This window comes from Sinomicrobium pectinilyticum, from assembly GCF_003725735.1.
Lineage (GTDB): Bacteria > Bacteroidota > Bacteroidia > Flavobacteriales > Flavobacteriaceae > Sinomicrobium > Sinomicrobium pectinilyticum.
In genome coordinates, this window is record NZ_RJTM01000094.1 from 1 (window position 1) to 24,358 (window position 24,358).

At 44.4% G+C, this 24,358-nt stretch carries 21 protein-coding genes; 17 read left to right on the top strand and 4 right to left on the bottom strand.

Annotated elements, in window-relative coordinates:
- Both ED312_RS13360 and ED312_RS13365 read right to left on the bottom strand, forming a co-directional pair.
- A partial coding sequence (locus ED312_RS13360; RefSeq protein WP_206363256.1) for an endonuclease occupies window positions 1–1,534 on the bottom strand: 1,534 nt, incomplete at its 3' end.
- A gap of 792 nt (window positions 1,535–2,326) precedes the next feature.
- Window positions 2,327–3,301, bottom strand: a complete 975-nt coding sequence (locus ED312_RS13365) for a GlxA family transcriptional regulator (RefSeq protein WP_123216519.1) — start codon at window positions 3,299–3,301, stop codon at window positions 2,327–2,329.
- A 303-nt stretch (window positions 3,302–3,604) separates the two neighbouring features.
- Here ED312_RS13365 and ED312_RS13370 point away from each other — a divergent pair, with 303 nt between their 5' ends.
- From ED312_RS13370 to ED312_RS13410, 9 genes are all read left to right on the top strand, one after another.
- Entirely contained in the window at window positions 3,605–4,033 is a 429-nt protein-coding gene (locus ED312_RS13370) for an SRPBCC family protein (RefSeq protein ID WP_123216520.1), read from the top strand.
- Window positions 4,034–4,046: 13 nt separating this feature from the next.
- Entirely contained in the window at window positions 4,047–4,382 is a 336-nt protein-coding gene (locus tag ED312_RS13375; RefSeq protein ID WP_123216521.1) for a hypothetical protein, read from the top strand.
- A gap of 58 nt (window positions 4,383–4,440) precedes the next feature.
- The gene (locus ED312_RS13380) at window positions 4,441–4,674 is read left to right on the top strand and encodes a hypothetical protein (protein ID WP_123216522.1); all 234 of its coding nucleotides are present in this window, start codon (window positions 4,441–4,443) and stop codon (window positions 4,672–4,674) included.
- A 69-nt stretch (window positions 4,675–4,743) separates the two neighbouring features.
- A complete protein-coding gene (locus ED312_RS13385; protein WP_123216523.1) occupies window positions 4,744–5,637 on the top strand; it encodes a helix-turn-helix domain-containing protein in 894 nt (297 codons plus the stop codon).
- 13 nt (window positions 5,638–5,650) lie between these two features.
- Window positions 5,651–6,514, top strand: a complete 864-nt coding sequence (locus tag ED312_RS13390; protein WP_123216524.1) for a DUF6268 family outer membrane beta-barrel protein — start codon at window positions 5,651–5,653, stop codon at window positions 6,512–6,514.
- A gap of 44 nt (window positions 6,515–6,558) precedes the next feature.
- Window positions 6,559–6,792, top strand: coding sequence for a hypothetical protein (locus tag ED312_RS13395; RefSeq protein ID WP_123216525.1), 234 nt, complete (start codon window positions 6,559–6,561; stop codon window positions 6,790–6,792).
- 110 nt (window positions 6,793–6,902) lie between these two features.
- Complete coding sequence (locus ED312_RS13400; protein ID WP_148044289.1) at window positions 6,903–8,042, top strand: M23 family metallopeptidase; 1,140 nt, start codon at window positions 6,903–6,905, stop codon at window positions 8,040–8,042.
- 152 nt (window positions 8,043–8,194) lie between these two features.
- The gene (locus tag ED312_RS13405) at window positions 8,195–8,815 is read left to right on the top strand and encodes a hypothetical protein (protein ID WP_148044290.1); all 621 of its coding nucleotides are present in this window, start codon (window positions 8,195–8,197) and stop codon (window positions 8,813–8,815) included.
- Between the two features lie 123 nt (window positions 8,816–8,938).
- Window positions 8,939–10,240, top strand: coding sequence for a retropepsin-like aspartic protease (locus ED312_RS13410; protein ID WP_123216528.1), 1,302 nt, complete (start codon window positions 8,939–8,941; stop codon window positions 10,238–10,240).
- Between the two features lie 25 nt (window positions 10,241–10,265).
- Here ED312_RS13410 and ED312_RS13415 read toward each other — a convergent pair whose 3' ends face one another.
- Both ED312_RS13415 and ED312_RS13420 read right to left on the bottom strand, forming a co-directional pair.
- The gene (locus ED312_RS13415) at window positions 10,266–11,006 is read right to left on the bottom strand and encodes a tetratricopeptide repeat protein (protein WP_123216529.1); all 741 of its coding nucleotides are present in this window, start codon (window positions 11,004–11,006) and stop codon (window positions 10,266–10,268) included.
- Window positions 11,007–11,008: 2 nt separating this feature from the next.
- The gene (locus ED312_RS13420) at window positions 11,009–11,593 is read right to left on the bottom strand and encodes an RNA polymerase sigma factor (RefSeq protein WP_123216530.1); all 585 of its coding nucleotides are present in this window, start codon (window positions 11,591–11,593) and stop codon (window positions 11,009–11,011) included.
- A gap of 76 nt (window positions 11,594–11,669) precedes the next feature.
- Between ED312_RS13420 and ED312_RS13425 the strand changes: the two genes are divergently transcribed.
- The 8 genes from ED312_RS13425 (at window position 11,670) to ED312_RS13460 (ending at window position 24,351) form a co-directional block, all read left to right on the top strand.
- On the top strand, window positions 11,670–12,176 hold the full coding sequence (locus tag ED312_RS13425) for a hypothetical protein (RefSeq protein WP_123216531.1): 507 nt from the start codon (window positions 11,670–11,672) through the stop codon (window positions 12,174–12,176).
- 67 nt (window positions 12,177–12,243) lie between these two features.
- Window positions 12,244–13,233: a hypothetical protein gene (locus ED312_RS13430; RefSeq protein ID WP_123216532.1), complete on the top strand. Its 990-nt coding sequence runs from the start codon at window positions 12,244–12,246 to the stop codon at window positions 13,231–13,233.
- Between the two features lie 195 nt (window positions 13,234–13,428).
- Complete coding sequence (locus tag ED312_RS13435; protein ID WP_148044291.1) at window positions 13,429–14,394, top strand: hypothetical protein; 966 nt, start codon at window positions 13,429–13,431, stop codon at window positions 14,392–14,394.
- 161 nt (window positions 14,395–14,555) lie between these two features.
- Window positions 14,556–16,523 carry a PKD domain-containing protein gene (locus tag ED312_RS13440; RefSeq protein ID WP_123216534.1) on the top strand — a complete coding sequence of 656 codons (1,968 nt, stop codon included), beginning with the start codon at window positions 14,556–14,558 and terminating at the stop codon, window positions 16,521–16,523.
- Window positions 16,524–16,573: 50 nt separating this feature from the next.
- Window positions 16,574–19,177 carry a CHAT domain-containing protein gene (locus ED312_RS13445; RefSeq protein ID WP_170164514.1) on the top strand — a complete coding sequence of 868 codons (2,604 nt, stop codon included), beginning with the start codon at window positions 16,574–16,576 and terminating at the stop codon, window positions 19,175–19,177.
- A gap of 202 nt (window positions 19,178–19,379) precedes the next feature.
- Entirely contained in the window at window positions 19,380–20,906 is a 1,527-nt protein-coding gene (locus ED312_RS13450) for an AraC family transcriptional regulator (RefSeq protein WP_123216536.1), read from the top strand.
- A gap of 419 nt (window positions 20,907–21,325) precedes the next feature.
- The gene (locus ED312_RS13455; protein ID WP_123216537.1) at window positions 21,326–22,681 is read left to right on the top strand and encodes a sugar porter family MFS transporter; all 1,356 of its coding nucleotides are present in this window, start codon (window positions 21,326–21,328) and stop codon (window positions 22,679–22,681) included.
- Window positions 22,682–22,746: 65 nt separating this feature from the next.
- Entirely contained in the window at window positions 22,747–24,351 is a 1,605-nt protein-coding gene (locus tag ED312_RS13460) for a glycoside hydrolase family 32 protein (RefSeq protein ID WP_123216538.1), read from the top strand.
- Window positions 24,352–24,358: the final 7 nt, after the last annotated feature.

The following is a 24,358-nucleotide window of genomic DNA, read 5'->3' on the forward strand; positions in this document are numbered from 1 at the left end:
GGTCAAAAGCAGCATAACTCGCATCGTTGGAACCGTTATAAAGCACCAACACCATACCGTCGAGAGAAGTATTTCCCGTTCCGCCGTCATAAAGTTCTACGAATTCCATAGTATCCGTTCCGGGAGTGTCGGCATCTATCTCGTTGATAAGAACGCCTGTTCTGTTGTCCTCTCCGTTGCCGTTAGCTGCCCCCGGTGTAGGTGAAGCCGTACTGTAGGAAGAAGTGTTCCTTGCCCCTCCCGCTCCGTCAGGCATACGCTGAAGGGAATGGTTATCTTTATCACCTGCCCCTGCTTCATTCAGTTGAGGCTGGCCGGAATTCAGAAGCGTAAGCAATTGCGCATCATCCGCATCATCAGTATCATATACAACAGCATCAATAAGGTCTGTTGTGGTAAGCGCGGTACCCTCCGGAAAGTCCGCTGCGGTACCGCTATACAATGCTACCGCATCTGCACCGTTCTGAAGGGTATTGCCCGGAAAAACAACGGATACATTGGGTACATCCTCATTCCCCAAAACGAAATATCCTTCCGCATTGGTGCTGTATCCCGTAAGGTCATAAGCGGCATAACTCTGATCATTGGAGCCATTATACAATACTACCACCATACCGTCGAGGGAAGTATTTCCTGTTCCGCCGTCATAGAGCTCTATAAATTCCATTGTGTCTACCCCCGGTGTATCGGAGTCAACCTCATTGATAAGAATATTTGCGATGGGAGCCGGACTGTTGCCAAAACGGTTTTCGGCTTGCGGGCCGCCCCATATGGATGTGGCAAAAGCGGGATTGTCAATAAAGGGGTTTCGGTTCCCCTGTAAATTTTCCAGTATATTATTCCGGTTTATTTCGTATTGCGAAACCGGGTCCTCGGCATTCCATTCCAGGAAAATGTCCATCATCTCATTACTGTAGACCTGCGGTCCCGTCCCTACGGCAGAAGGCAGACAGCGATTTCCGTAACGGAGGTACATATACATTACCATCCGGGCAACATCTCCTTTCCATTCATCACCCGGGTACCAGGAGTTGCTTACTTTTCTTGCATTTCCACTGGCATCGGCAAAGGGGAGATTACCTCTGTCTGCGTTAAACCCTACATCCGAAGCCCGTAAATGATGTGCATCCGACCCGGGGCCAGAGGTTCCCAGGTTAGGGTTACCGAGTGATTTGGCAAAGACATGTTCGCGATTCCAGTCTCCCGTATTCCCTCCGTTGTTATCCTTGTCCCCGGTCCGGTCGGTCTTTATATTACCGTCATTATCGTTATAACCGTAAATCAGCAACACATTTTCCGGGTTATCCGGATCAAGGTCTGTTTGTTTCAGCGCTTCCCATACTCCGGGGGTGTAACTCAGTTCCGTGGTATGAGTTTGTGTGATCAGGGCGGCAAGTTCCGTTTTCAGGTTATTGCCCGTTTGGTTTACATCTGTCCCGTTGTAGTAAGAAGGTACCTGTGCGTACAGTCCAAGACTGTGACATACGAGGGTTACGAACAGGACAGACAATCTGGCAGCGTAGAGTTTCATCATATTTAATATTTTTTTAACATTATCAAAACTACTAATAATATCGCAAAACCCCTTGTAAAGGGGTAAGGTTTATCCTTAAAATAACATTTGCTTTACACGAGCATTTCCAGTGGTCTTACCAAGATAATCAGAAGATTGGAGTCTGGGTTTCAACGAAGCCTGTGCCTCCGGGTGCACTACTAATTATGTTCCCGTAGTCTTTCCGGTTTCCCCGGACTGTTTTATGGAGGAGGGATCTTAACCGAAGATGACACGAATACCCCCGGACGTACCATAGACAAACTACCCGCATTAATTTTTTAAGTATCGCGGCCAAAGCTTTACGTCTAAAACCTAAACGTTAAGCCCGGAAGCCCTGATCTTTAACCCATAGTAACAATACTTTAGCTAAAAAGGGACAGGATTTGGCCAAAACGTGGCTCCGTTTAGGTGGGTCAACCTCCCGGTTAGGTAAAAAGATGTCTTGTTTAGGCAAAATGATCTCCTTTTTAGCTAAAACGATTCTCTTTTTGGAAGATGAGGCTGGGTATTATCCTATTTCATTTAAAATTAACGATACGTTGGCTAAAATGTTCTTTGTTTTATGCAAAAACATCTATTTTTCACCTAAACAGGTCCTTATTTTGACCTAAACTCGTTATATTTTGACTAAAAACAACGATTTCAGGCCTAAACAATGCTGTTTTTATTAGCAAAAGAATCCCCTTTGTTTTCGGAATAGGTCACTGATAAACTCGTTTAAGGCTCAGGAATTACCAAAATAACATCTACTTACCACACTTTCATTACCTTTTATGCGTTCAGCACTACCCCTTTGAACTTTTCACGATAAGCCACAGGCGTGGTCCCCGTATTCCTTTTAAACAGCTTCCGGAATGATTTTTCGTCACGGTAACCTACATCCAGCATAATCTCCATGATGCTCTTATTGGTCTGTTCCAGCATTTTTTTGGCAGCTTCCAGACGTATTTTCTGAAGGTAAACTATAGGGGTAACTCCTGTTGCCTTCTTAAACCGCCTGACCATATTGCGCCGACTGGCGGGGACTTCGTTTACTATCTCTTCAATGGTCTGTATCTCCGGGTACATTTCGTGGATATATTGTTCGATGCCCTTTACCAGTTCATCGCCGTGGTTGCGATTGGGAGTAAACGTACCGTAACAAGCCTGTTGTTCCCGGTCCATATCTATGGCAAACATCTTGGAAATATAAATAGCGGTCTCTACCCCGCAATATTTTTTAATAAGGTGAAGCATCAGGTGAAAGCTGTTAGTAGCCCCTCCGCTGGTATAGATACCTCCGTCTTCGGTGAGTATTTCCCTGGCCTGCAGCAAAACATTCGGGAAACTGTTGGCAAAGGCTGTGGTGGCATTAATATGCGTAGTGGCTTTCTTTCCGTTCAACAACCCCGATGCGCCCAGCAGAAAAGCCCCGGTGCAAAAACTGGCGATTTCTACCCCCTGCCTGTGCTGTTCGTGCAACCATCGGATGATCTCGCGGTTTTCCCCGATCAGGGTCCTGATATCTTCCGAAGCAAAGGCTGGGATCAGTACCAGGTCCGTACACTCTACCTCCGTCACGGGTCTTGTCGTAAATTCGCTATACCGATCTTTGTAGCGTTCATCCGCACCGTAAAGCAATTGGATATCAAAGAAAGGAGGGGCCCCCGCTTCGGTGAAATACCGGTTTACCGACTGGAAAACATCCAGCATGGCAGCCACACTCAGCAGGCGATGATGAGATGTCAATAAAATAGATAACTCCATTGGGATATTTGGTTTTTATACAGATGATTCTAGTTTAAAGATATATATTCCATCTATGAAAATCCCTCTTAATTGTAGCACAAACAATTAAACAACAGGGACTTATTTTAAAAAAAATCGTGCAAAACAAGCCTTTAAAGATACAATTTTGTCCCGAATCCCCCTATAAAATGGCATTATAAACTCCTTGAAAAGAGGTGTAATCACTTAATTTAGCCCTCAAGTCACCTCATATCAATTTAAAATCATGGATGGTAAACTGTCCTGTAAACGAATAAAAAATAACCTGAACAACAATTAACCATGGCAGACATAGAGCATATCAACTATATTAAAGCACCTGTTTCCGAAGTATATACGGCACTCGCTACCGAAAAAGGTTTATCAGAAGTATGGACACAGAAACTGAACGTAAAACCGGAGGTAGGCTATATCAACGAATTTGATTTTGACGATGGCTACGCAACCAAAATGAAAGTGGAGCATCTGACAGAACACAGCAAGATCGTATGGAAGTGTGTGGAATCCGATCCGGAGTGGGTTGGCACTTCGGTGATATTCGATCTTACCGAAAAAGACGGTGTAACCGCCGTGGTACTGAAGCATACTGACTGGAGAAAAGTGACGGAATTCTACCGCTGGTGCAATTATAACTGGGGAATGTTCCTCCTGAGCCTGAAAGAGTATTGCGAAGACGGAAAAGGCTTACCGTTCCAGGAACGCAAATTTTAAAAAATCACCTGCTATGCCCATAGCCCATTGTTTTGTAAAGCGACAGGATATCCCGCGGACTTTGCTGGATACTATGGTCAGGGAATGGGGCATGCGTATCGGGGTAGCAGAAAAGGATATATGTATAAACCTGGTCAGTAACTTTCTACAGGCCGGGAAGTCTTATGAGGTTATGGTAAATCTCTATCTCCCTACCCTGTGGGCCGAAGAAGATATCCTTAACATACAACAAAACCTGCTGGAAATCCTGTCGGAGAACCTCCGTGTCGGGAAGAAAGACATTTTTATTATGACTTCCATGATCCGGCCTGGCCATGTTGTAGAAGACGGACAAACTATCGGGTGGTGACCTGTAACATTTTCCTTAAAACCCGGACTAATGAGGTATATCCCAAAAAAGAATAACCATGCCCGTATACAATTTTGAATCTACCGTGGAAATTTTCCGAACCAATGTCCGGGATGAAATCATGGCTGACAAAGTGGTTTCCGTGCTGCTCGACAATTTTCCGGAAGCCACCATCAACTTCGACCTGGAAGATTGCGACCGGATATTGCGCATAGAGGACATCCGTATAGATACGGAAAAGGTGAAGAACATTCTACATACCTATCAGATACATGTGGAACTGATCTTTTAAAATCCTGAATAAAAAGATCAAATACTATAAAGCCGGTATTCCCGTTGATAGGTCATACCTCTCTGCAAAATGAAATACATTGAATATAAACCGCATTCGGCACTGTCGGAATATGTGGAATGTTTCTGGAGTACGGACGTGACCAACACCATCTCTCCCCGGGACATGGAATCGTTTATCCCGGACGGAAACATAGAACTGGTATTTAATTTCGGCGATCCCCATACGGAAGTAAAAAACGGTAAAAAAGAATGTGTTAAAGATTCCCATGTTTCCGGTATTCAAAGTAAGTCTTCACATGTTGTGCTTCCAGGAAGACTTAAACATTTCTGCGTAAGGTTTAAACCCGGCGGAGCATTCCCTTTTTTGGGTATTCCTGCTCATCTCTTTGCCAACAGTAATTATCCCCTGGATATTTTACTTGGAAAGGAGTATCTCCTTCTGGAAGAACAGATATTTGAAGCCCCGAATGATACGGACAGAATAAAAATTCTCGAAAACTTTTTACTCAACAAACTTTCCGGAACAGACTTTGTAAGTGATTACCGGTTTGTAAAATCCTGCATAAATAGCCTGTTACTCCCCGAAAATCCTTTAAAAATAAATGATCTCGGCAAATTATACAGCACCAATTACAAAACCATCGAACGAAAATTTAAAAAGATCATAGGACTGAGCCCCTCCGAACTGCTAAAGATTAAACGGATCAATAATGCCGTCCGGCATATGTACCACTCGGCAAATACCTCTTTAACAGAGGTGGCCTATGCATCCGGATACTACGACCAATCTCATTTTATTCGCGAATTCAAACAGATAACCAACCTCACGCCACGGGAATTCCGGAAAAAACAATTTGCACTGGTGTGCACCACAGAACAAAACCTCCTTTCCTGTCGCACTGTTGTCGAAATTGTACAATTCCTACAGGTTACCGATTCCTATGTTTGTCTGGAAAATTAAAACAGGCAAATTCATGAAAAAATTTATCGCGGTAGCCTTATTAACAGGTTTTAATCTTGGCTACGCCCAGCAGGAAGATGGCTTGTCCGTCTCTTCTACCCTGCTTCCCGAAAATGCGGGAACACACATGCTTAAATCCGGCTTTTCCTTTCAGAATACCTTTCCTACGAGCAAAAAAGGGAATGCCCTGGTGATAGGTGCATCCTATACACATTCAACCTTCAGTTTCGAAAAAAGGTCTCACCCGTTTTCAACTTCCTCCCTCGAAAGATTTCACACGGCTTCCTTAAAGACAGGATGGATAAAAACATTCAATAACAGGTGGAAGTTAATGACTGTCGTGGAACCCGGTATATCTTCCAATCTCAACGGCAATCTGCAATTCAGGGATTTTTCGCTTACCGCCTACACAGTGGCGATACTATCGGGGAAAGATCTCACCTCTTTCTTTTTATTCGGAATGGCATATGATCTGCAACTAGGATTTCCCATCGGGGTAATTTCTTATTACAAAATAATTGATAAAAAATGGTCGTATCACTTAGGTGTTCCCAGTACTTACATCAATTACAATATAAATCGGAAGATAGCTCTTCAGCCATTTATTAAACTGGACTGGACATTAGCCAATATCACCAAAGCTATCCTCCCGGGACAGGAAAATAAAAAAAACAGGTTATCGCATATTGCAGTAGTAGGCGGACTGGGATATCATCATCGCATAGGTAAATACTTCTCCCTGTTCGCGGAAGGGGGATATACCATTTTCAATGAAATGCAGATCCAGAATTATAAGCTGGATGATAACGCCCTGTATAATTTTGACCTGGAAAACATGCTTTACTTCAATATCGGGTTAAAATATAACCTGGACTAAAACGCTGTTCACGACCGTTTTTCAGGCATTAACATTCTGAACATATGAAAAATAACATACGGAGCATAGTGGAGATTTTCAAGACAAATGTACAGGACGATATCGCTGCGGACAGTTGTATTCTCGCATTGTCCTATCACTTTCCCCATATCCGTTTTAACTTTGACCTGGAAGATTGTGACAGGATACTTCGGGCGGAAGGTTACCATATCGACATCGATAAAATTATTACCATACTGAAATCCATGCATATACATTGTTGTATGTTTACAGATTGAATTCTCCAAAAAAAGACAATCTGAAAACAAATTTCAAAGTGTACAGCTATAGAAATTTAAGTATATTAGTCATCATAAATTCCACAAAAACGGGAGAAACAATAAATGTTATGGCTCCGCGAATAAAAAGATTGTGCCTGGAATTGTTTATTTTACTACCCGGTATATTTTTCGGGCAGGAATACGTGCAAACTCCGGATGTACACATAAAACATCTGCCGGAAATTGTCACCATAAACGGAAAACCCACGGTTTATTACGAACTGCACATTGCCAATTTCTCTGACACCCCCGTTAAATTTACCCGGCTGGATGTACAGGGGTTACCGGACAGCATTCCCGTTTTTTCCGTCACCGGTGATGAGTGGCAGTTTCGACACAAAGCAGCAGGCACGGAAAAACCACTTCCAGACAATGTCTTACCGCCGGGAGGAGCCAGTGTTATTTTTATGGAATTTACCCTCCCCCCCGCCACAAAAGACAAAACACTTGTACACCACCTTCAGTTTATACATCCGGAGAATGCCGAAATCAAAACGGTTTCTTTCGCAGGACCAGTCCTTGAACCGCACAAAACCACGGTGGTTCTCGGTCCACCGCTACGTGACGGTCCCTGGACCGCGATCTATAGTCCGGACTGGGAACGCGGGCACCGCAGGGTGTTCTATACCGAAGGAGGAAAAGTGCGGATACCCGGGCGTTTTGCCATTGACTTTATGCAAACGGACAGTAAAGGCAAACTTGCAAAAGGCGATGAAGACCTGGTTAAAAACCGGTACGGATATGGCGCTGATATACTCGCCGTTGCAGACGGTACGGTAGCATCGGCCAGGGATGACTTTATGGAAAGTGCTACCATTTCAGGGCATCCCCGATACCCTTCGGGAAAGGCTACCGGGAATTATGTATCCCTGAAGATCAGCGGGGACCGTTATGTATTCTATGAACACCTGAAGCCGGGAAGTATCCGGGTAAGGCCGGGACAAAAAGTTAAAAAAGGTGAAGTTATTGCTTCACTCGGTTTTACCGGACAGTCCACCGATCCCCACCTGCACCTGCATGTAGCCGATTCCGATTCCCCGCTCGGTGCGGAAGGTCTCCCCTTCCTGTTTGAACAGTTCACCCTTCTCGGCTCTTATAAAGATTTTTCCCGTTTCGGAGAAATGCCCTGGACCCCGGTAAACAGAGATTCCGGACAGGAAAAACACCGGGAAAGGCCGGCACCCAATACCGTTATCAGGTTCCATTGAAAACACGGAAATTTCCGGATGTAAAACCAATTTACTAACTTTAAGGGCATTAAACCAACCTGTATCACACCTCCATGGATCAATACATCTATCTCTTCATTTCCGTGTTTTTATGTGTGCCCTGGATTGTTTTCTTTTGTTCCAGGCCAGATTTGAGAAGAAAAATATTAAAAACAAGTATAATCGGTGGCCTTGCGGGACTGGCCGCAGAGTTCTGGTATTTTCGCGACTACTGGCGCCCTCCTTCCTCCGTGGGACTGGCTACCGTGTCACCGGAAGATTTTCTGTTCGGATTCTTTATTACGGGTCTGGCCGTATCGGTATATGATGTGGTTTTCCGGAAAAGCATTTCCAACGGGGAACAACGTAGGAAAAGACACTTTGCCTTCCTTTTTCTCACGGGGATCGGGGCGCTTTTCCTTTTGAGTAACTGGCTGGGGTTCTATTCTATTTTTGTCAGTTCCGTTGCCTTTATCATTTTTTCAATAATAATGGCCTCTATCCGGAAAGACCTGTGGATCCCCCTACTGGGCTCCGGAATACTCACCCTGCTGCTCATCATTCCGGGTTATACGGTACTTTTTAACCTCATATCGCCTACCTACTGGGATCTGTACGGGCTCCTCTCCGGCACTCCCTACGGGGCTACCGTACTCGGAAACATCCCGTTAACCGAACTGCTGTGGTATTTCTCCTGGGGATGTATGGCAGGCATAGCCTACGATTTTGCTTCCGGGAAAAAGAAAACTACGGCGCTCAATACGGGAAAATAGCATTGTGCTTTCTCATATACGGGCTTTATCTGAATTAAAAACGTCAGAAGAAAATACGAGTTACGGATTTTATTTCTAATTTTAACTCATCCGATCGATATATTTTTCTTAACAAACCTGAAAATGATCCCTACACGTTCCGTATATAAGGCAATCATAAGCCTTTCCCTCCTTCTCACCGCAATAGTAAACGGCCAGGCAGATCAGCCGGGTAACGAAGACCTCTATCTCCAAATCGACTCCCTGATCAATGCAAAGGACTATTTCCGTGCCCGTGAAATATACTCGGAGAACGCTGATCGCCTCTCCGAACTCCACAGGCTGAAGGCCGGTGTTTTTCTGAACAATGTTTTTAACCGTCCGGATTCATCCATCCAAAAGATGAACCTGCTCCTGGAAAAACACGCTTCGGAAATATCAGACAGCCTTAAATTCAGGATACTTTCCATAGGTCATGTCAATTATTCCAAATTATACGATTATAAAAAAGCAAAAGAAACGCTTTCCCTTTTGCTTTCGGAATATACAGACCGCATGACAGACGAAGAAGAGGAGGATTATGGAAATTCCCTGGCCATCTGGTCAGCGCTGGAAGAGCAGCCAAAACAGAAAATCGAAATAAACAGCACCGTGAACCTGAAGATTTCCCGGGACAAGGCACAACTGCAGAACCTGTTGGTTTCCCTGGGTCCCGAAGAACAGTATTTTGTTTTTGACACCGGGGCCAACCTCTCTACCATAACCGAAACGGCTGCCAAACGCTTCGGCCTGAAACTACTTGATGGCACCATAAATGTAGATGCTATTACCGGGCACCAGATCAAGTCAAGGATCGCCATAGCCCCGAAACTGCATCTTGGAAGCCTGACGGTCCGCAACGCGGTTTTTCTGGTATTCCCGGACGAGGCCCTTGCCTTCCCGCAGATAGACTACCAGATACATGGCATCATAGGATTCCCTGTCATCGAAGGCATGAAAGAAATACAGATTACCCGGGACGACAGGTTTATCGTGCCCCTGGAACAAACTTCCGGTGAAGAAAGAAACCTTGCCATAGATTTTCTCACCCCGCTCATTTACCTGAAAGACAAGACGGGCGCAGGTACCTATACTTTGGATACCGGGGCTATGAGCAGTATGTTATACAGTACATATTATTCAAAAAATGAGAAACAGCTGAAAGAGACCTATAAAGAAACGGATGTTACGATAGGCGGAGCAGGAGGTCTTATAACCAAAAAGGGAATGTATATCACCTTTTCCCCGGAAGTCGGCAATAAGCAGGTTGCCATAGACTCGATTATTGTTCTGAAAGAAGCCCTGAAACCGGATAACCACTACCTCGGCAACATAGGTCAGGACCTTATCGGAAAGTTTGAGAAAGTGACCTTTAACTTTAATGATATGTTCATACGTTTCGACTAACCGAAACGCCGTGGCTCTTTGTTCGCTATTCCGGCAGTTTTTTCAGCAGTTTTTGTGCCTGGGCGTACCTGTCATCACCTTCCGGAATCTGTTCCAGGAGTCCCGCACTGGCCTTATAATCTTTTTGCCTGAGTTTGCTCAATGCCCCATACCATATGGCCTCTGTGCGGAATACCGAACGCGAAGCCATCAATGCGGAAAACCCGGTATCTGCTTCTTCATACCTGCCCAGTTCTACAAGGGATACGGCATAGTAGAACGATATTTCCGCATTGGTCCTGTCCGCTTTCAGTATGTCTTCAAACAAGACCGATGCTTTTCCGTAATCTCCTTCGTTAAAAGCAGTTTCCGCCTGCTTCAATAAGGTATTCTCCCCTCCCCTTACCGTAAGGCTCAACTGTGGGTAATCCGCATAATCCTCATAAACGGGCATACCTGTCCTTCGGAAAAAGAAAATCCCCAGTATTACCAGTATACTCGCAGCCACAGCTATCTGCCAGGGCCTCAGCTTACGTATACCCTTGCTGGGTTCCGTATCTTTACGAAAGTATTCTTTTGATATAGCCGATATCTTATCCCGGAAGGCCTCCGTATCTTCCGTTTTGCCGAAAGTACGGTCGAGGTAGACCGATGCTTCCTTATACACCGTGAAAGATTCCTTTAATTCATCGTCATATTGCAAACGCTCTTCCAGTTTCTGCTTTTCCTCCTCGGAAAGTGTACCGGAAACATAGTCCTCAAATAAAATGTAGTCTTGCTCTTCCATCGTCAGGAGGATTTTATTTTTTCATATTCGGGTGACCGGCGGATCATTTCGGTTAGCTTTCCGATGCAAAGTGATTTCTTCTTTCGGGCGTAAGCATAGGTTATACTCAGTGCTTCCGCTACCTCTTCCATCGATTTTAAACGGAAAGATGTTTGCAGCAACTCCCTGCACACCTTACCGAGACGATTAAACATTACGGTGAAAAGCTCTTCTTTTTCACTGAAAATATCTGCTTCCATAACCAGTTCTTCCGCACCTTCGTCCTTATATACGTTTTCATCACCTGTTGTTACCTCCCTCCCGGAAGATTTTTTTAACTGGTTCAGCCATTTCCTTTTGCATAGCAGAAAAAAATAAGCATCGAACGGGCAACTAAGTTGCAGGCCTTTATCCCTCGCCTGGTTGTAAATAATAACCAACACCTCCTGGATAATATCTTCCGCATCATTGCTATTTCCGCTGTTGTTACGGATGTAATGCACCACTTTGGGTACAAACCTGTCATAAATAGACTTTATAACCAATGCATTGTGTTGCAACAGACCGTCTACATACTTCTGGTCTTCATGTATTTTACTTTCCGCCATACCAACAGAATTACCGAACTAAAATAAAAAAGTTTTCGCAGAGGGGTAACAAAATAACGGGCTATTTGATATAAAGATGAAACAGAGAAAGAGTTTCACTCAAAAAAAAGAAATTATCAAAACCCAAAAACAGTACGTTATGAGAAATTCAGTTTTAATTATCGCAATCGCAGTATTTACTTTTTTGAATGTAAATGCCGCAAATAAAAAAATGACCTTAAGCACTTCAGCCGAAGTTGCGGAAATCATAAAAGACCATATTACAAAAGTTTATGATTGGTCTGTAAAAACAGATAAAGGTGTGTATAAAGGAACTTCACCAAATACGGAACATGCCAACACTATGATAGCCATGGTAAGCCGGGGAGAGTTTGTAATAGAAAAGGAAATAGTAAGCTTTTATGTGCCGGAAAACGAAGCAAAAAACAATGAAAAGAGAAATTATTTCTGGGAAGTTGAAACAGCTACCGGATATGCAAAAGGTTATGCTTCAACCGAAGATTACGCTCATAAAATGATTGCTCTCGTCGCTTCCGGTGAAGTCATTATGTCAAAAATGATTTTCAGCCAGCCGAGACAATAACCTCCGAAGATCACCGAGTTTAAAAATCCTATAAGAAAATAAAATATTAATCCAAAAAGAAGAAATCATGAAAAATGTAAAAACACCATTGGCCATCTTAGTTCTGTCAGCACTTCTGTTCACAGGTTGTTTAAGTGATGACGAAGGGATCACCCCCATAGAAGAACCCCCATTCGATCCTCCGACAGCCGAGGCGTTTAACAGTTTGAGGGACGCTGCCCTGCAAGACCGGTTACAGACTGCCCAGTTCAATGCGGAAGACGGTATTACTTTCACTTCGGAAAACGGGGTAACCCTGAATATATTCCCCGGATGCCTTACGCTCGACGGGGATGCGGTTACCGGCGAAGTAGACCTGGAATTTATGGAATTTTTCGAAAAGGAAAATATGCTCCCGGCCAACAAGCCTACTATGGGACTCACTCCGGAAGGTGACAAAACGCTTCTTATATCCGGAGGAGAATTCTATGTAAATGTCACCCAAAACGGGGAAGCACTGGAATCCGGCTGCAACATGCAAATGACAATCCCGGCAGACCTGACCGGAGGGCCGGACCAGGATATGACCCTTTGGACAGGGATCATAGACAATGACGGTAACCTGGTATGGGACGAAGAGGAAGAGAATGATAACGGACAGGAAAACGGTGTATTTGCAGAAGGCGACCAGTATTTTGCATTCTTCGGCGAATTCGGCTGGACCAATGTAGACCGCTTCTACAATGACCCAAGGCCCAAAACCACATTGCAGGTACAGGTCCCCGAAGGCTTTACCAACGAAAATTGTGCCGTATACCTCTCTTATGACGGCGAGGGAAATGCCCTGGCCCTGTTGGACACTTTCGATGCCAATACGGGTACTTTTTCAGAACATTACGGACAGATCCCGGTAGGGTTGGAAATGCACGTCATCTTTGTTACCGAGGAAGACGGTCAGTGGCGATACGCTATCCGGGGAGTTACCGTGGCCGAGAACGACATTTACACGTTTACGCTCGAAGACACGACCACGGGCAGCGAAGAAGACCTGGTCGATGCCATAAGCGCACTGCCGTAAAAATATATCTGGTTTTTTAGGTTTGTTCATGCAGAAATCCCGCCCTGGCCGATCACAGGTTGCGGGATTTCCTTTTTATCGCAACACCTCATGCCCCAATCACTTTCATATTTACCGCCCGTTTATCTGTTTTATCTCATTCCGGATACAAACTTTTTCGCTACATTTGAGAAACCAGCCAAAACCACCGATGTTATGAAATTCGCATCATTTCTGCATTTTTTTTCGTTGTTCCTGCTGTTATCCGGCTGTAACCGGGACACCTGTTGCGACGAGCCCCTGCAGGAAATGAACTTCGAAGCTCCGGCGCCACAGGAATTCATTAACCTGCAGGAAACCGCCCGGGAAACGCTTTCCACTAATATAATCTTTCAGGCAGAACAGGGACTGGAACATACTTCCGACAACGGTATGATGATCATCATACCCCAGGGCTGCTTTACCTCTGCAGATGGCCAGCTCATCGATGGAGATATAACCCTGGAATTCATCGAATTGTATGACCGGAACGATATGCTGGTTACCAACAAGCCTTCTATGGGGCAGATAACCGAACAAATAAGATCGCTTCTCATAGGCGAAAGATTCTTTTATCTCAACCTTACCCGGGACGGACAACAGATAGTAAGTGACTGTGGAATACAGATACGAGTTCCCATTTCCCAAACCGGGGATGCTGCAGAGGATATGTTCCTTTGGGAAGGTATGGAAAATGAAAACGACAGTTTCTTCTGGAATGTGTATACGGAAGGTGAGTTTTTTACGGAAAACGGTTATTATGTAACCTATGTTTCCGGTAACGGATGGAAAGGCATCGCCCATGCAGCAAACTACCCCGGAGAAAAAGCGGGTATACAGGTATTGGCAAGCGATGGGTATAATGGTGAAAATGCTGCCGTTTACCTGGCTTATGCCGATGAAAAACATGCGATTGCACAACTTTACTGGGACAACAAAACATCTATGTTTACAGATCCTTACCGGCAATTTTCCCCGAACCTGGACATACACCTGTTGTTTATTTCCGCAGAAGGTGAACAATGGCGCTATGCCGTAAAAAGCATAACTGCAGAAGCAGATAAGATATATACCATAGCCCATAGCGAAACAAGCACGGCAACCCTCACAGAACTGCTGTCGGTTATAGCCAAGCTCCCCTAACCTACTTTTGTTTTCCGGGTACAAAAAAATAAGACAATAAAGGGTAACAATTAAATCGTCTTCCGGATATAATTATAAAGAATATGATATAACAGCCCTGAAAAAGGCTTTATAAAAAGGAAAGCCTGGTTTTTAACATCTTTTATAAATGAAATAATCATATGCGGATTTTTACCTCTTTAATTTTAATCATTGTATTCCGGTCCGCTTTCGCTCAGGAAACACAACTTTCCGATACCTTGCAACGTACCGCTATTTTCGATTACCATATATCGGGCAACACGGTAGATCTCATTCCCATGCCCCCGGCCCTTATACAGATCGCCGGGGCTCCCAAAGCCTATTACTCCTATTTCTGGGAATTCGGGGATGGTGACTTCAGTCGGGACAAAGAACCGAAGCACCATTATAAAAGAGAGGGAGAATACGAGGTAAACTTATGGGTGACCAATCATTACGACAATGGGAAAACACCTGCCACCCGTCCGCAGAAAATAAAAGTGGATAAGGTTACGGAAACCTATAAAGACCAGGCTACCATGGAAGACTACCTCATCCTGCAAAGAAACCGCGAACCCGTCCCGGCAGAAGATATGGTAGTAGTGCTCAGCTATAAAAATCCCAAAGAATATGTTACGAGCGGTAAATTATATCTTTTTTATAATGAACTGAAATACAAGACGGATAACTTCGAACTTACGGATACCCGTACTTATCACGGAGAAAAGGTCCGAACGGGTGAAGATTTTGTATACACCGGTAATGTGATGCAGGATGGCACTCTGCTGGCCTCCGCCGAAAAAGAAATGCTTTACCCGAAACAACAATGGCAGGACAGTACGGAAAAAATCAACCTTCCCTTCACTCTCGAAGAATCCAAGGCGTATTACAAAGACTGGAGTATCCTGGAGTTTGAAGGAATGTCTCCCGCTGAAGAACGAAATATCTTTTTCACACTTCGTACCACTCCCGAAATGTTAAAGGATACCAGTGCCATTATTACCGTGAGGAGCATCTATGTCCCCGACGAAAATTATGACAATCACAAAATAAAGGAAATGGAAATGGAGATTGTTACCTCACACGATCCCAACAAAATGTCTTCCAACGCCACCATTATGAACTATCGCCTGGTACGGTTCAAGACCTTTCGGTTCAAAACAAGATTTCAGAATAATGGTGAGGGTCCTGCCCGGACCATACGCCTGGAAACCGATATTCCCGATATGTTTGACAAAAGTACGCTGGAGATTGAGAGTCTCTACCCCGAATGTCCCGTTTGCCCGAAAGAAAAAGACATCACCTACAGTTGTATTGACACTGCCTTTACCGAAAAAAAGGCAATTTTCACCTTCAAAAATATCTACCTCCCGGGTAGCGAACAGAAAAACGTACAGGAATACGATTCTACCAAAGGCTTTGTAAAATACCGTATAAAACTGGCAAAAGATTTTCACAAAAGGAAAACCAAAAGCCGGACAGCCATCTATTTTGATAAGAACGAACCTATTATTACAAATTATGCTACCACCCGTTTTCTGCCTGATATCTCCGTCGGCGCCAAGGCCGGATACATGATAAGCCCGGACCTCGACAACCACCGCGAATATTTTGCAGGTGTTACCATTTCACCATATAAATCCTATCGCGGGTACCTCCAGGCTGAACTTATGGTCTCGGCGGCGTCTTTTGAAGAAGTAAAACAGTTTACGGATGAAGTTGTAAACGATAATGGTTTTACGGACTCCTATGATGTGGAATCGCTTAATGAATACCGGAACATATCGCTATACCTCGTCCCGGTATCCTACAGGTACAACCTCAACAATTACCTTGCCGTCGGTACCGGGGTGCAACTCAAAACCAACCTGAGCAGCAGGCATTGTATTACCGATACCGGAGCGTATTCGCTCCTCATCCCCTCCGAGGGTGTGGATTTTCGTGACGACACCAAAGATTTTGTCACACAAACAGAAACCACGAGGTCGTTCACCAGTTTCCAGAGCGGGGTTTTTATAGGATTCAATGCAGGATTCGCCAGGATAGGCCCGAGTATCGGCGCACGATATGTCTATCATTTCAATGCCCCTAACAGCCAGGTACAACTCTATGCCATATGGAAGTTCTAATGTTCCGTAAAATTATGGAGCAGTATTGTACAATACAAAAAACATACGGCGTGAAAAAAAATTTACTTTTATTGTTTTGTCTCCTGTCAGTCATTCCGTTACAGGGACAGCTTACGGACAGCATATACCACACTGTGGACAGGCTGGCGAAAGCCTCCGCCCCGCATATTTTCAAGCGGCTGGAGGAAAAAGCCTCCGCTTTTGAAAAACAGGCAGTGACTCCCCGGGAGCACACAGCCATGCTTATACTTCGCTGTAATATGGGATACCATTACCGGAAATCGGGAATGTCGCAGAAGGCTATTGCCTGTTACGAAAGCGCCTGGAAAAACTATCAGGACCATCAACTAACCGATTACGACATCATAGAATATTGCCTGAAGCCACTTGGCAACCTTTATACGATATCAGGAAACTTCACCCAGGCCGAAAATACTATAAAATCTTATTTGTTTCTGGCCGAAGAACAGGGAAACCGGGTCCAAAGGGTTGCTGCGGTACTCAATCTCTCCGTAGTATACCATAATACCGGAAATTTTCACACCGCTATCCGGTTACTGGAAAAATATCTTAAAAATACGGTTCCTGATACAAAACAAAAAGCATTACTACTGAACAATCTTGCCACTAATTATTTTGCACTGGAAGAATATGAAAAATCGGAAGCTATCCTGAAACAGGCAACACAGACAAACCCGGAAATCACTTCCCCCATGTACCGCAATATGGCTCAGCTTGCCAAAAACCGGGATCAGGTAATATTGGCACAACAATACCTCGATCTTGCCGAAAAAGCCATACGGGAACAACCATCCCAGGCAAGGGATATTGCCCGCTTATACGTGGAAAAATCCGAATTATCTACGATAAATGGCGATACGGCACAGGCCAGGAAACTTCTTTACACAGCTCTTGGTTTTCTTTTACCAAACCATAATAAAAACGCTTTACCAAACAGGGAAACACTATATCCCGAAAATACATTGATCGCCATTTTTGATGCCCTGGCTTCGTTGGAGAACGACATGGAAACCAGCCTTTACTATTACGAACTTAGTTTCTATGTAACCGGATTACTACAGAAACAAATCATATCGCAGGAAACAAAAATCCTGCACGGCAACGATAACCGGATACGAAGTGAAAAATGTATAGACCTGCTCTACAATACTTATAAAAACACGAATAAAGATCATTATCTCGAAAGAGCCTTCTTCTATGCAGAACGAAGCAAAGCATCTGCCTTAAAAGGCGCTATTTCTCAAAAATCACTGGCAGAAAAATTTCCGGGGGATTCCCTGCTCCTGAAAGAAAACACCCTGTCCTCCATTCACGAAAATACCGTAAATAAACTGGTACGTGCACAACTCACAGGACAGGGTAAAGATTCCGTCCGGTTGTATACGAAAACCTCAAACCGGCTCAACCTGGAGCTTAAATCACTCCGCCACAAAATCGATGAAAAATATCCTGAAACTCCCTTTTCCGGTATATCCGTTCCCCTGTTACGGAATAAACTGAAGAATGACAACGCCAGCATGATCGTTTATTTTTCCGGGAAACAACACCTGTATATCTTTGCCTTCAGTAGAAATGGCGCCGAATTACACAGAAAAGACAATACCAGTGCACTCCGGGAAGAGATACGCCACTTCATTTCCTTCTTTGATAATCCTTCCCGTATCAATAATGACGTAACAGCTTATAGCCGGAGTGCTTACCAGGTCTACCGTTCCCTGATTCCCTCCGGAATACTCAATACCGAGTACCTGGTTATCGTACCGGACGGATTACTTGGCTTTATCCCTTTTGAAGCCTTATTGATCGAGCCTGCACAAAGCGATAATTATAACCGGATGCCTTTCCTGGTGAAACGGCAAAAAATGGTATATCAAACTTCGGCAGACCTGTATCTCAGAGAATACCGGTATACTGAAAAAGAAAAACTTCTGGGTATTTTCCCCATTTTTGAAAGCACTCCTATGGAGTTGCGGTATTCCGAAGAAGAAGCGGAAAGCATAAGGTGCATAACCGACGCAGATATCCTAAGCGGAAAAGATGCCACCAAAGCCAATTTCCTGGAAAAAGCCGGAAATTATGACATTATTCACCTTTCCACTCACGCCAGCGGTGGAAATTTTGTAATTCCCGCCAATATAGAATTCCGGGATGATGTAATGTTACTTCACGAATTATATGGCTTACAACTAAAGCCCGCCCTTGTCGTACTGAGCGCCTGCGAAACAGGCATCGGGAAACTACAGCGCGGTGAAGGAGCTATAAGCCTCGCACGCGGTTTTCAGTACGCAGGGGCAAACAGGATACTGTTCTCTTTGTGGAAAGTAAATGACCGCGCTACCTCCCGGATTATGACACTGTTTTATCAAAACTATCAAAAATATGCCTCTGCTTCCGCTGCAAACCATCAATCCAAAATAGATTACCTGGAAGACAAAGAAGTCCCCCTGGCCCAAAAATCGCCTTATTATTGGAGCGGATTCGTATACTACGGAAATATACAGCATGAAAAACTCCCGGTTTCTTCTCAAATTATCGTTTCAGGTACCATAGTAGCGCTGCTTTGCACAGCACTCTTCATCGAATTTTACCGGAGGAAAAAAAGAAAAAGACACCGGTCGGCCCGGGGAAGATAAAAACCGGTTATGGATATAAAAATCGTGAAATCCGCAATCCGTGCTTCACAAATGGTCTTAATTTTATAAATTGGCAGAAAATATCGGCTTCTTTGTAAATTAGCCACGAATTCACGAATAATTTTCAGAAAACCAATCCCATTATCTGTGAATTCGTGGCTGAAATTAAAAAAACGATAGTTATAGTCCTTTTTTCAATGTAATGCCAATTTCCGGGAACTCTGATATAATCCGCTATTGTCGCATTTTTGCCTGTATTCTCCTAACAGGCATTGTTTTCTCCTGCTCCGGCCTTAAGGATAAAGACAGGATAAAGATAGGTTTCTCTCAAGGTATGACCACCGACGACTGGAGGAAACAGATGAACAAATCCATGCGGCTGGAAGCCTCCCTGCATGACAATGTGGAACTCACCATACTCGATGCCGATGACAATGTGGAGAAACAGGTGGAGGACATCGAAAGGCTTATCGGCGACCGATCGGATATAATCATTGTTTCGCCCATACAGTCCCAGCCCCTTACCGCAGTGGTGGAACGATCCGTAAAAGCGGGCATTCCCGTAATTGTTATTGACCGGAAAATCGGTAACGAAAGCTACACTGCCTATATCGGCGCAGACAATATAGAAGTGGGGAGGAACGCAGGACGTTATATAGCCTCCGGTATTCCCTATAAAGAAGGAAAAATAAAAATCGTTGAGATAAAAGGGCTTAAAGGATCTTCCCCGGCCCACGAGAGAAGCCTGGGATTCGGGCAGATCATAAACCGGTTTGAAAAACTGGAGGCCGTTGCGGCTATAGACGGCAACTGGGAAAGCGAATCGGTAAAAGAACCTTTGCGAAATATACTGGAAGCGCATAACGATATCGATTATGTATTCTCCCACAACGATCGCATGGCCCTCAGTGCCTGGGAAGTGGCCCGGGAAAAAGGCGTGGAGAACAAAATAAAATTCATAGGAGTCGATGGGCTCAACACCCTGAACGGCGGTATACAGCTAGTCCAGGACAAGGTATTACAAGCTACCATCTTTTATCCTACAGGCGGAAACGAAGCCATAAAACTCGCCCTTAAAGTCCTCCGGAACGAACCTGTTTCCAAGAACAACATACTTAGTACCACAATTATAGATTCCGTAAACGCGGATATTATGAAAAACCAGTTGGACAAGATCGACCGCCAGCAAGCAAGTATCGAAAACCAGTTGCAAAAACTCTCGGAACAGGAAAAGAAATACGCCACCCAGACCAATCTTATCAAAATACTGACTTTTTTCCTGGTACTTATCCTTTCCCTGGCACTTTACAGTATTTATTCCACCTATGTCATCAGCAAAAAGAAAAAATTACTGGAACTGCAAAGCGAAAAGATCACCCTGCAACAAAACGAAATAGAAAAGATCGCCGGACAGGAATTTCGCACTAGGCTGGACACTATTATAGAACAACATCTGGATAATCCGCAATTTACGGTAGAAGAACTTGCCCGGAGATTAAACCTGTCCCGCGTACAACTCTATCGCAAAATAAAAGCAATGTCAGGGATAAGCGCCAATGAATACGTCAGCGGTATAAGGCTGGAAAAATCCCGGGAAATGCTCCGTCAAACTTCCCTGAACATAGCCGAAATTGCCTATGCCTGCGGTTTTTCTTCCCCCAACTATTTCTCCACTTCGTTCAAAAACAAGTATGGCATCACCCCGAAGGAATATAAAAACAGCTTATAATTCCGGAAGACATTTTTCATGTTATCATAAAAAAGCCGTAAAGTTCATTCGCGATAAATAATATACCGCACCGGGAAGTAATATTATACCTCTTATACGTTTCCCCCGCAATACGTTTATAAAACTGCAGAACACATTTATAACAACCCTTTCTTATCTTTCTTGTACCCGTGGTATGGTTTTATCGGGAAACCATACCGGTAAGCCGGCTTTAATTCATGTAACATCAGTATAATTCCTGTTACCTGAGTATAACTATATCGTTATAGTAAAGGATCCGGCAAAAACAAATCAGTTGATTTACAGAATATTAAAAAATAAAATGATAAAAAAAGTAAAAACGAAATGATTTGAAACATCATCAAAACAGAACATCATTTTTTAAGAATAGATTAGCATTCATCACAATAAATTAAAAGATGAATAAAATTATTCTTTGGTCGGTTACGGCGGCACTGGCCGGTTTTTTGTTCGGGTTCGATACGGTGGTTATCTCCGGGGCCGACAAGCAATTGCAATTATTATGGAATTCTTCCGATGCTTTTCACGGTTCCGTGGTCATGGCCATGGCCCTCTGGGGAACGGTGGTAGGGGCCTTGTTCGGCGGGATCCCTACGAACCGCATAGGAAGAAAAGACACCCTTATAGTTATAGGCTTTCTTTATCTGATATCTTCCGTAGGGTCTGCCCTGGCCAATGATCCTCATACTTTTGCATTTTTCCGTTTTATAGGCGGGCTCGGTGTAGGGGCCTCCACTATTGCCGCTCCCGCTTATGTATCGGAAATTGCCCCGGCAAGGAAAAGGGGGCAATTAGTTTCTTTATACCAATTTAATATTGTGCTGGGTATACTCATTGCTTTTATTTCCAATTACCTGCTCAGCAATACCGGTGAGAATTCGTGGCGCTGGATGATGGGTGTCGAAGCTTTTCCTTCCCTTGTCTATCTCCTCTTTGCCTTTAACCTTCCCAAAAGCCCGAGATGGCTTATTTCCCGAAAACAAACAGAACGTGCAAAAGTTATATTGAAACTTATTGACCCCGAAAGCGACGCAGATCGTTTGGTAAAAAAAATACAGGAAGGGGCGGCAACAGTCCATTCCGGAGAGACCATATTTATGAAAAAATACAGGTTTTCCCTTGTCCTTGCTTTCCTCATTGCCATGTTTAACCAGTTCTCCGGCATTAATGCTTTTCTCTATTATGCCCCGCGAATATTTGAGGAAGCAGGCCTGGCACAGAGCACTGCCCTGCTCAGCAGCGTGGGAATAGGCCTTGTTAACCTGTTGTTTACGCTGGCAGGAGTAATGCTTATAGACAAACTGGGAAGAAAAACCCTGTTATTATATGGCTCATTCGGCTATATTTTCTCCCTTTCCATGGTAACCGCTTCCTTTTATTTTGACTGGGGCGGGTTATCGGTCCCCCTCTCCCTCTTTATTTTTATAGCATCGCATGCCATCGGGCAAGGGGCGGTAATATGGGTGTATATATCAGAAATATTCCCCAATAACCTACGTCCCGCCGGCCAGGCTTTCGGGTCGTCCGTACACTGGATACTCGCCGCGGTCATCCCCTCCCTGATCCCCATGCTGTTCGCCGGTGTGGGCTCATGGCCGGTTTTCATGTTCTTTACGGTAATGATGATCCTTCAACTCCTGTTCGTTTGGTTTGTCATGCCCGAAACCAAGGGAATTTCACTGGAGAAAATACAGACCCGGCTAAAAATCAAAGATAAAACCCCGGCCATACATCTCAAACATTCCGGAGAATGACCGGGCATTACAAGCCCCTGATCGCACTTCGAAAATAACGCTTTAAACAATCAATCCCAATAATTATGAAAAACACACTAAAAACCAAAGCGACAATACTTACCGCCTCCCTGTTTGTTCTCGTTGCCTGCGGACAGAAAAACGGGAAGAAGGGAACAACATCCCAAAATACGGTTCTGAGCGAAGAAGCGCTCTACAGGCCTTACTTTCATTTCACTCCCGAAGAAAAGTGGATGAACGACCCTAACGGCATGTTCTATTACAACGGGTATTATCACCTGTTCTTTCAACATTATCCGGACTCCACCGTCTGGGGCCCCATGCACTGGGGACACGCGGTAAGTACGGACTTGCTGAACTGGAAAGAACTTCCGATAGCCCTCTACCCTGACGAATCAGGCTATATCTTTTCGGGAAGTGCCGTGGTAGACCATGAAAACACTTCTGGCTTCGGAGAAAACGGGGCTCCTCCCGTAATAGCCATGTATACCATTCACAACCCGGAAAAAAGGGATAACGACCAGGTCGATGTGGAAACACAGGGTATCGCCTACAGTACAGACGAAGGGATGACCTGGACAAAATACCAGGGCAACCCGGTCATCGAAAACCCGGGCATACGGGATTTTCGTGACCCTAAAATAGTACGCGACACCACACGTAATCAATGGGTCATGGTACTGGCCGCCCAGGACCGGGCCAAATTTTACCGTTCCGACAATCTGAAAGACTGGGAATTCCTTTCGGATTTCGGTGTGGAAACGGGTGCTCACGGTGGCGTTTGGGAATGTCCTGACTTTTTCCCGATGACCGTGGAAGACACAGGCGAAACCAAATGGGTACTGATCCAGAGTGTCAACCCCGGAGGACCGAATGGCGGTTCGGCTACCCAGTATTTTATAGGCGATTTTGACGGTACGACCTTTATTTTAGATCCCGGGTTTGAAGCCGAATTAAATAAAAGAAAAGCCTTTTGGATCGACTACGGCAAAGACAACTATGCCGGGGTCACCTGGTCCGGCATCCCGGATAGTGACGGCAGAAAACTATTTATCGGATGGATGTCCAACTGGGAGTATGCCCAGCAGGTGCCCACCACCGCCTGGCGAAGCGCCATGACCCTCCCCAGGGAATTGCGGCTTGTCAAAACAGGGAACACCTATCAACTGGCTTCACAGCCCGTCCGGGAATTAAAAGATTTTCGTGCCAGAGCCAGCAAAAAACACGACATTGCACTAAACACCCCTTTCGTTTATCATACAGAAAGTAATGCTGCACTTAACAGCACCGAAATCTCACTCACCCTCGAAGGAATAGGTAATGGAACATCTGTAATCCAACTCTACAACAAAGAAGGTGACAGCCTCACTTTCGGTCTGAACAGTCAGAAGAAAGAGTTCTTTATTGACCGGACAAAGACAGGGAAAACCGGTTTCTCTGAAAAATTCGCAGAAAAAAAATCCGTTGCTCCCCGTTTTTCTTCATCAGCCACACTTGACATACACATTGTACTGGATAAGACTTCTATCGAGATATTTTACGATAACGGTAGTGTGGTCATGACAGAAATATTCTTCCCCGAAGCTCCTTTTGACACCTTTAGGCTTACTGCAACAGATTCGGAAGCTGTCATTAAAGAGATCGCTATTCATCAATTAAAATTCGATTAACCAGAAA

Coding starts and splice junctions, on each gene's coding strand:
- ED312_RS13395 (WP_123216525.1), top strand. CDS start 6,559: ATGAAAAATAACATACGGAGCATAGTGGAGATTTTCAAGACAAATGTA.
- ED312_RS13375 (WP_123216521.1), top strand. CDS start 4,047: ATGCCCATAGCCCATTGTTTTGTAAAGCGACAGGATATCCCGCGGACT.
- ED312_RS13390 (WP_123216524.1), top strand. CDS start 5,651: ATGAAAAAATTTATCGCGGTAGCCTTATTAACAGGTTTTAATCTTGGC.
- ED312_RS13365 (WP_123216519.1), bottom strand. CDS start 3,301: ATGGAGTTATCTATTTTATTGACATCTCATCATCGCCTGCTGAGTGTG.
- ED312_RS13410 (WP_123216528.1), top strand. CDS start 8,939: ATGATCCCTACACGTTCCGTATATAAGGCAATCATAAGCCTTTCCCTC.
- ED312_RS13450 (WP_123216536.1), top strand. CDS start 19,380: ATGCCAATTTCCGGGAACTCTGATATAATCCGCTATTGTCGCATTTTT.
- ED312_RS13435 (WP_148044291.1), top strand. CDS start 13,429: ATGAAATTCGCATCATTTCTGCATTTTTTTTCGTTGTTCCTGCTGTTA.
- ED312_RS13370 (WP_123216520.1), top strand. CDS start 3,605: ATGGCAGACATAGAGCATATCAACTATATTAAAGCACCTGTTTCCGAA.
- ED312_RS13385 (WP_123216523.1), top strand. CDS start 4,744: ATGAAATACATTGAATATAAACCGCATTCGGCACTGTCGGAATATGTG.
- ED312_RS13380 (WP_123216522.1), top strand. CDS start 4,441: ATGCCCGTATACAATTTTGAATCTACCGTGGAAATTTTCCGAACCAAT.
- ED312_RS13420 (WP_123216530.1), bottom strand. CDS start 11,593: ATGGCGGAAAGTAAAATACATGAAGACCAGAAGTATGTAGACGGTCTG.
- ED312_RS13400 (WP_148044289.1), top strand. CDS start 6,903: ATGGCTCCGCGAATAAAAAGATTGTGCCTGGAATTGTTTATTTTACTA.
- ED312_RS13415 (WP_123216529.1), bottom strand. CDS start 11,006: ATGGAAGAGCAAGACTACATTTTATTTGAGGACTATGTTTCCGGTACA.
- ED312_RS13425 (WP_123216531.1), top strand. CDS start 11,670: ATGAAACAGAGAAAGAGTTTCACTCAAAAAAAAGAAATTATCAAAACC.
- ED312_RS13455 (WP_123216537.1), top strand. CDS start 21,326: ATGAATAAAATTATTCTTTGGTCGGTTACGGCGGCACTGGCCGGTTTT.
- ED312_RS13440 (WP_123216534.1), top strand. CDS start 14,556: ATGCGGATTTTTACCTCTTTAATTTTAATCATTGTATTCCGGTCCGCT.
- ED312_RS13430 (WP_123216532.1), top strand. CDS start 12,244: ATGAAAAATGTAAAAACACCATTGGCCATCTTAGTTCTGTCAGCACTT.
- ED312_RS13460 (WP_123216538.1), top strand. CDS start 22,747: ATGAAAAACACACTAAAAACCAAAGCGACAATACTTACCGCCTCCCTG.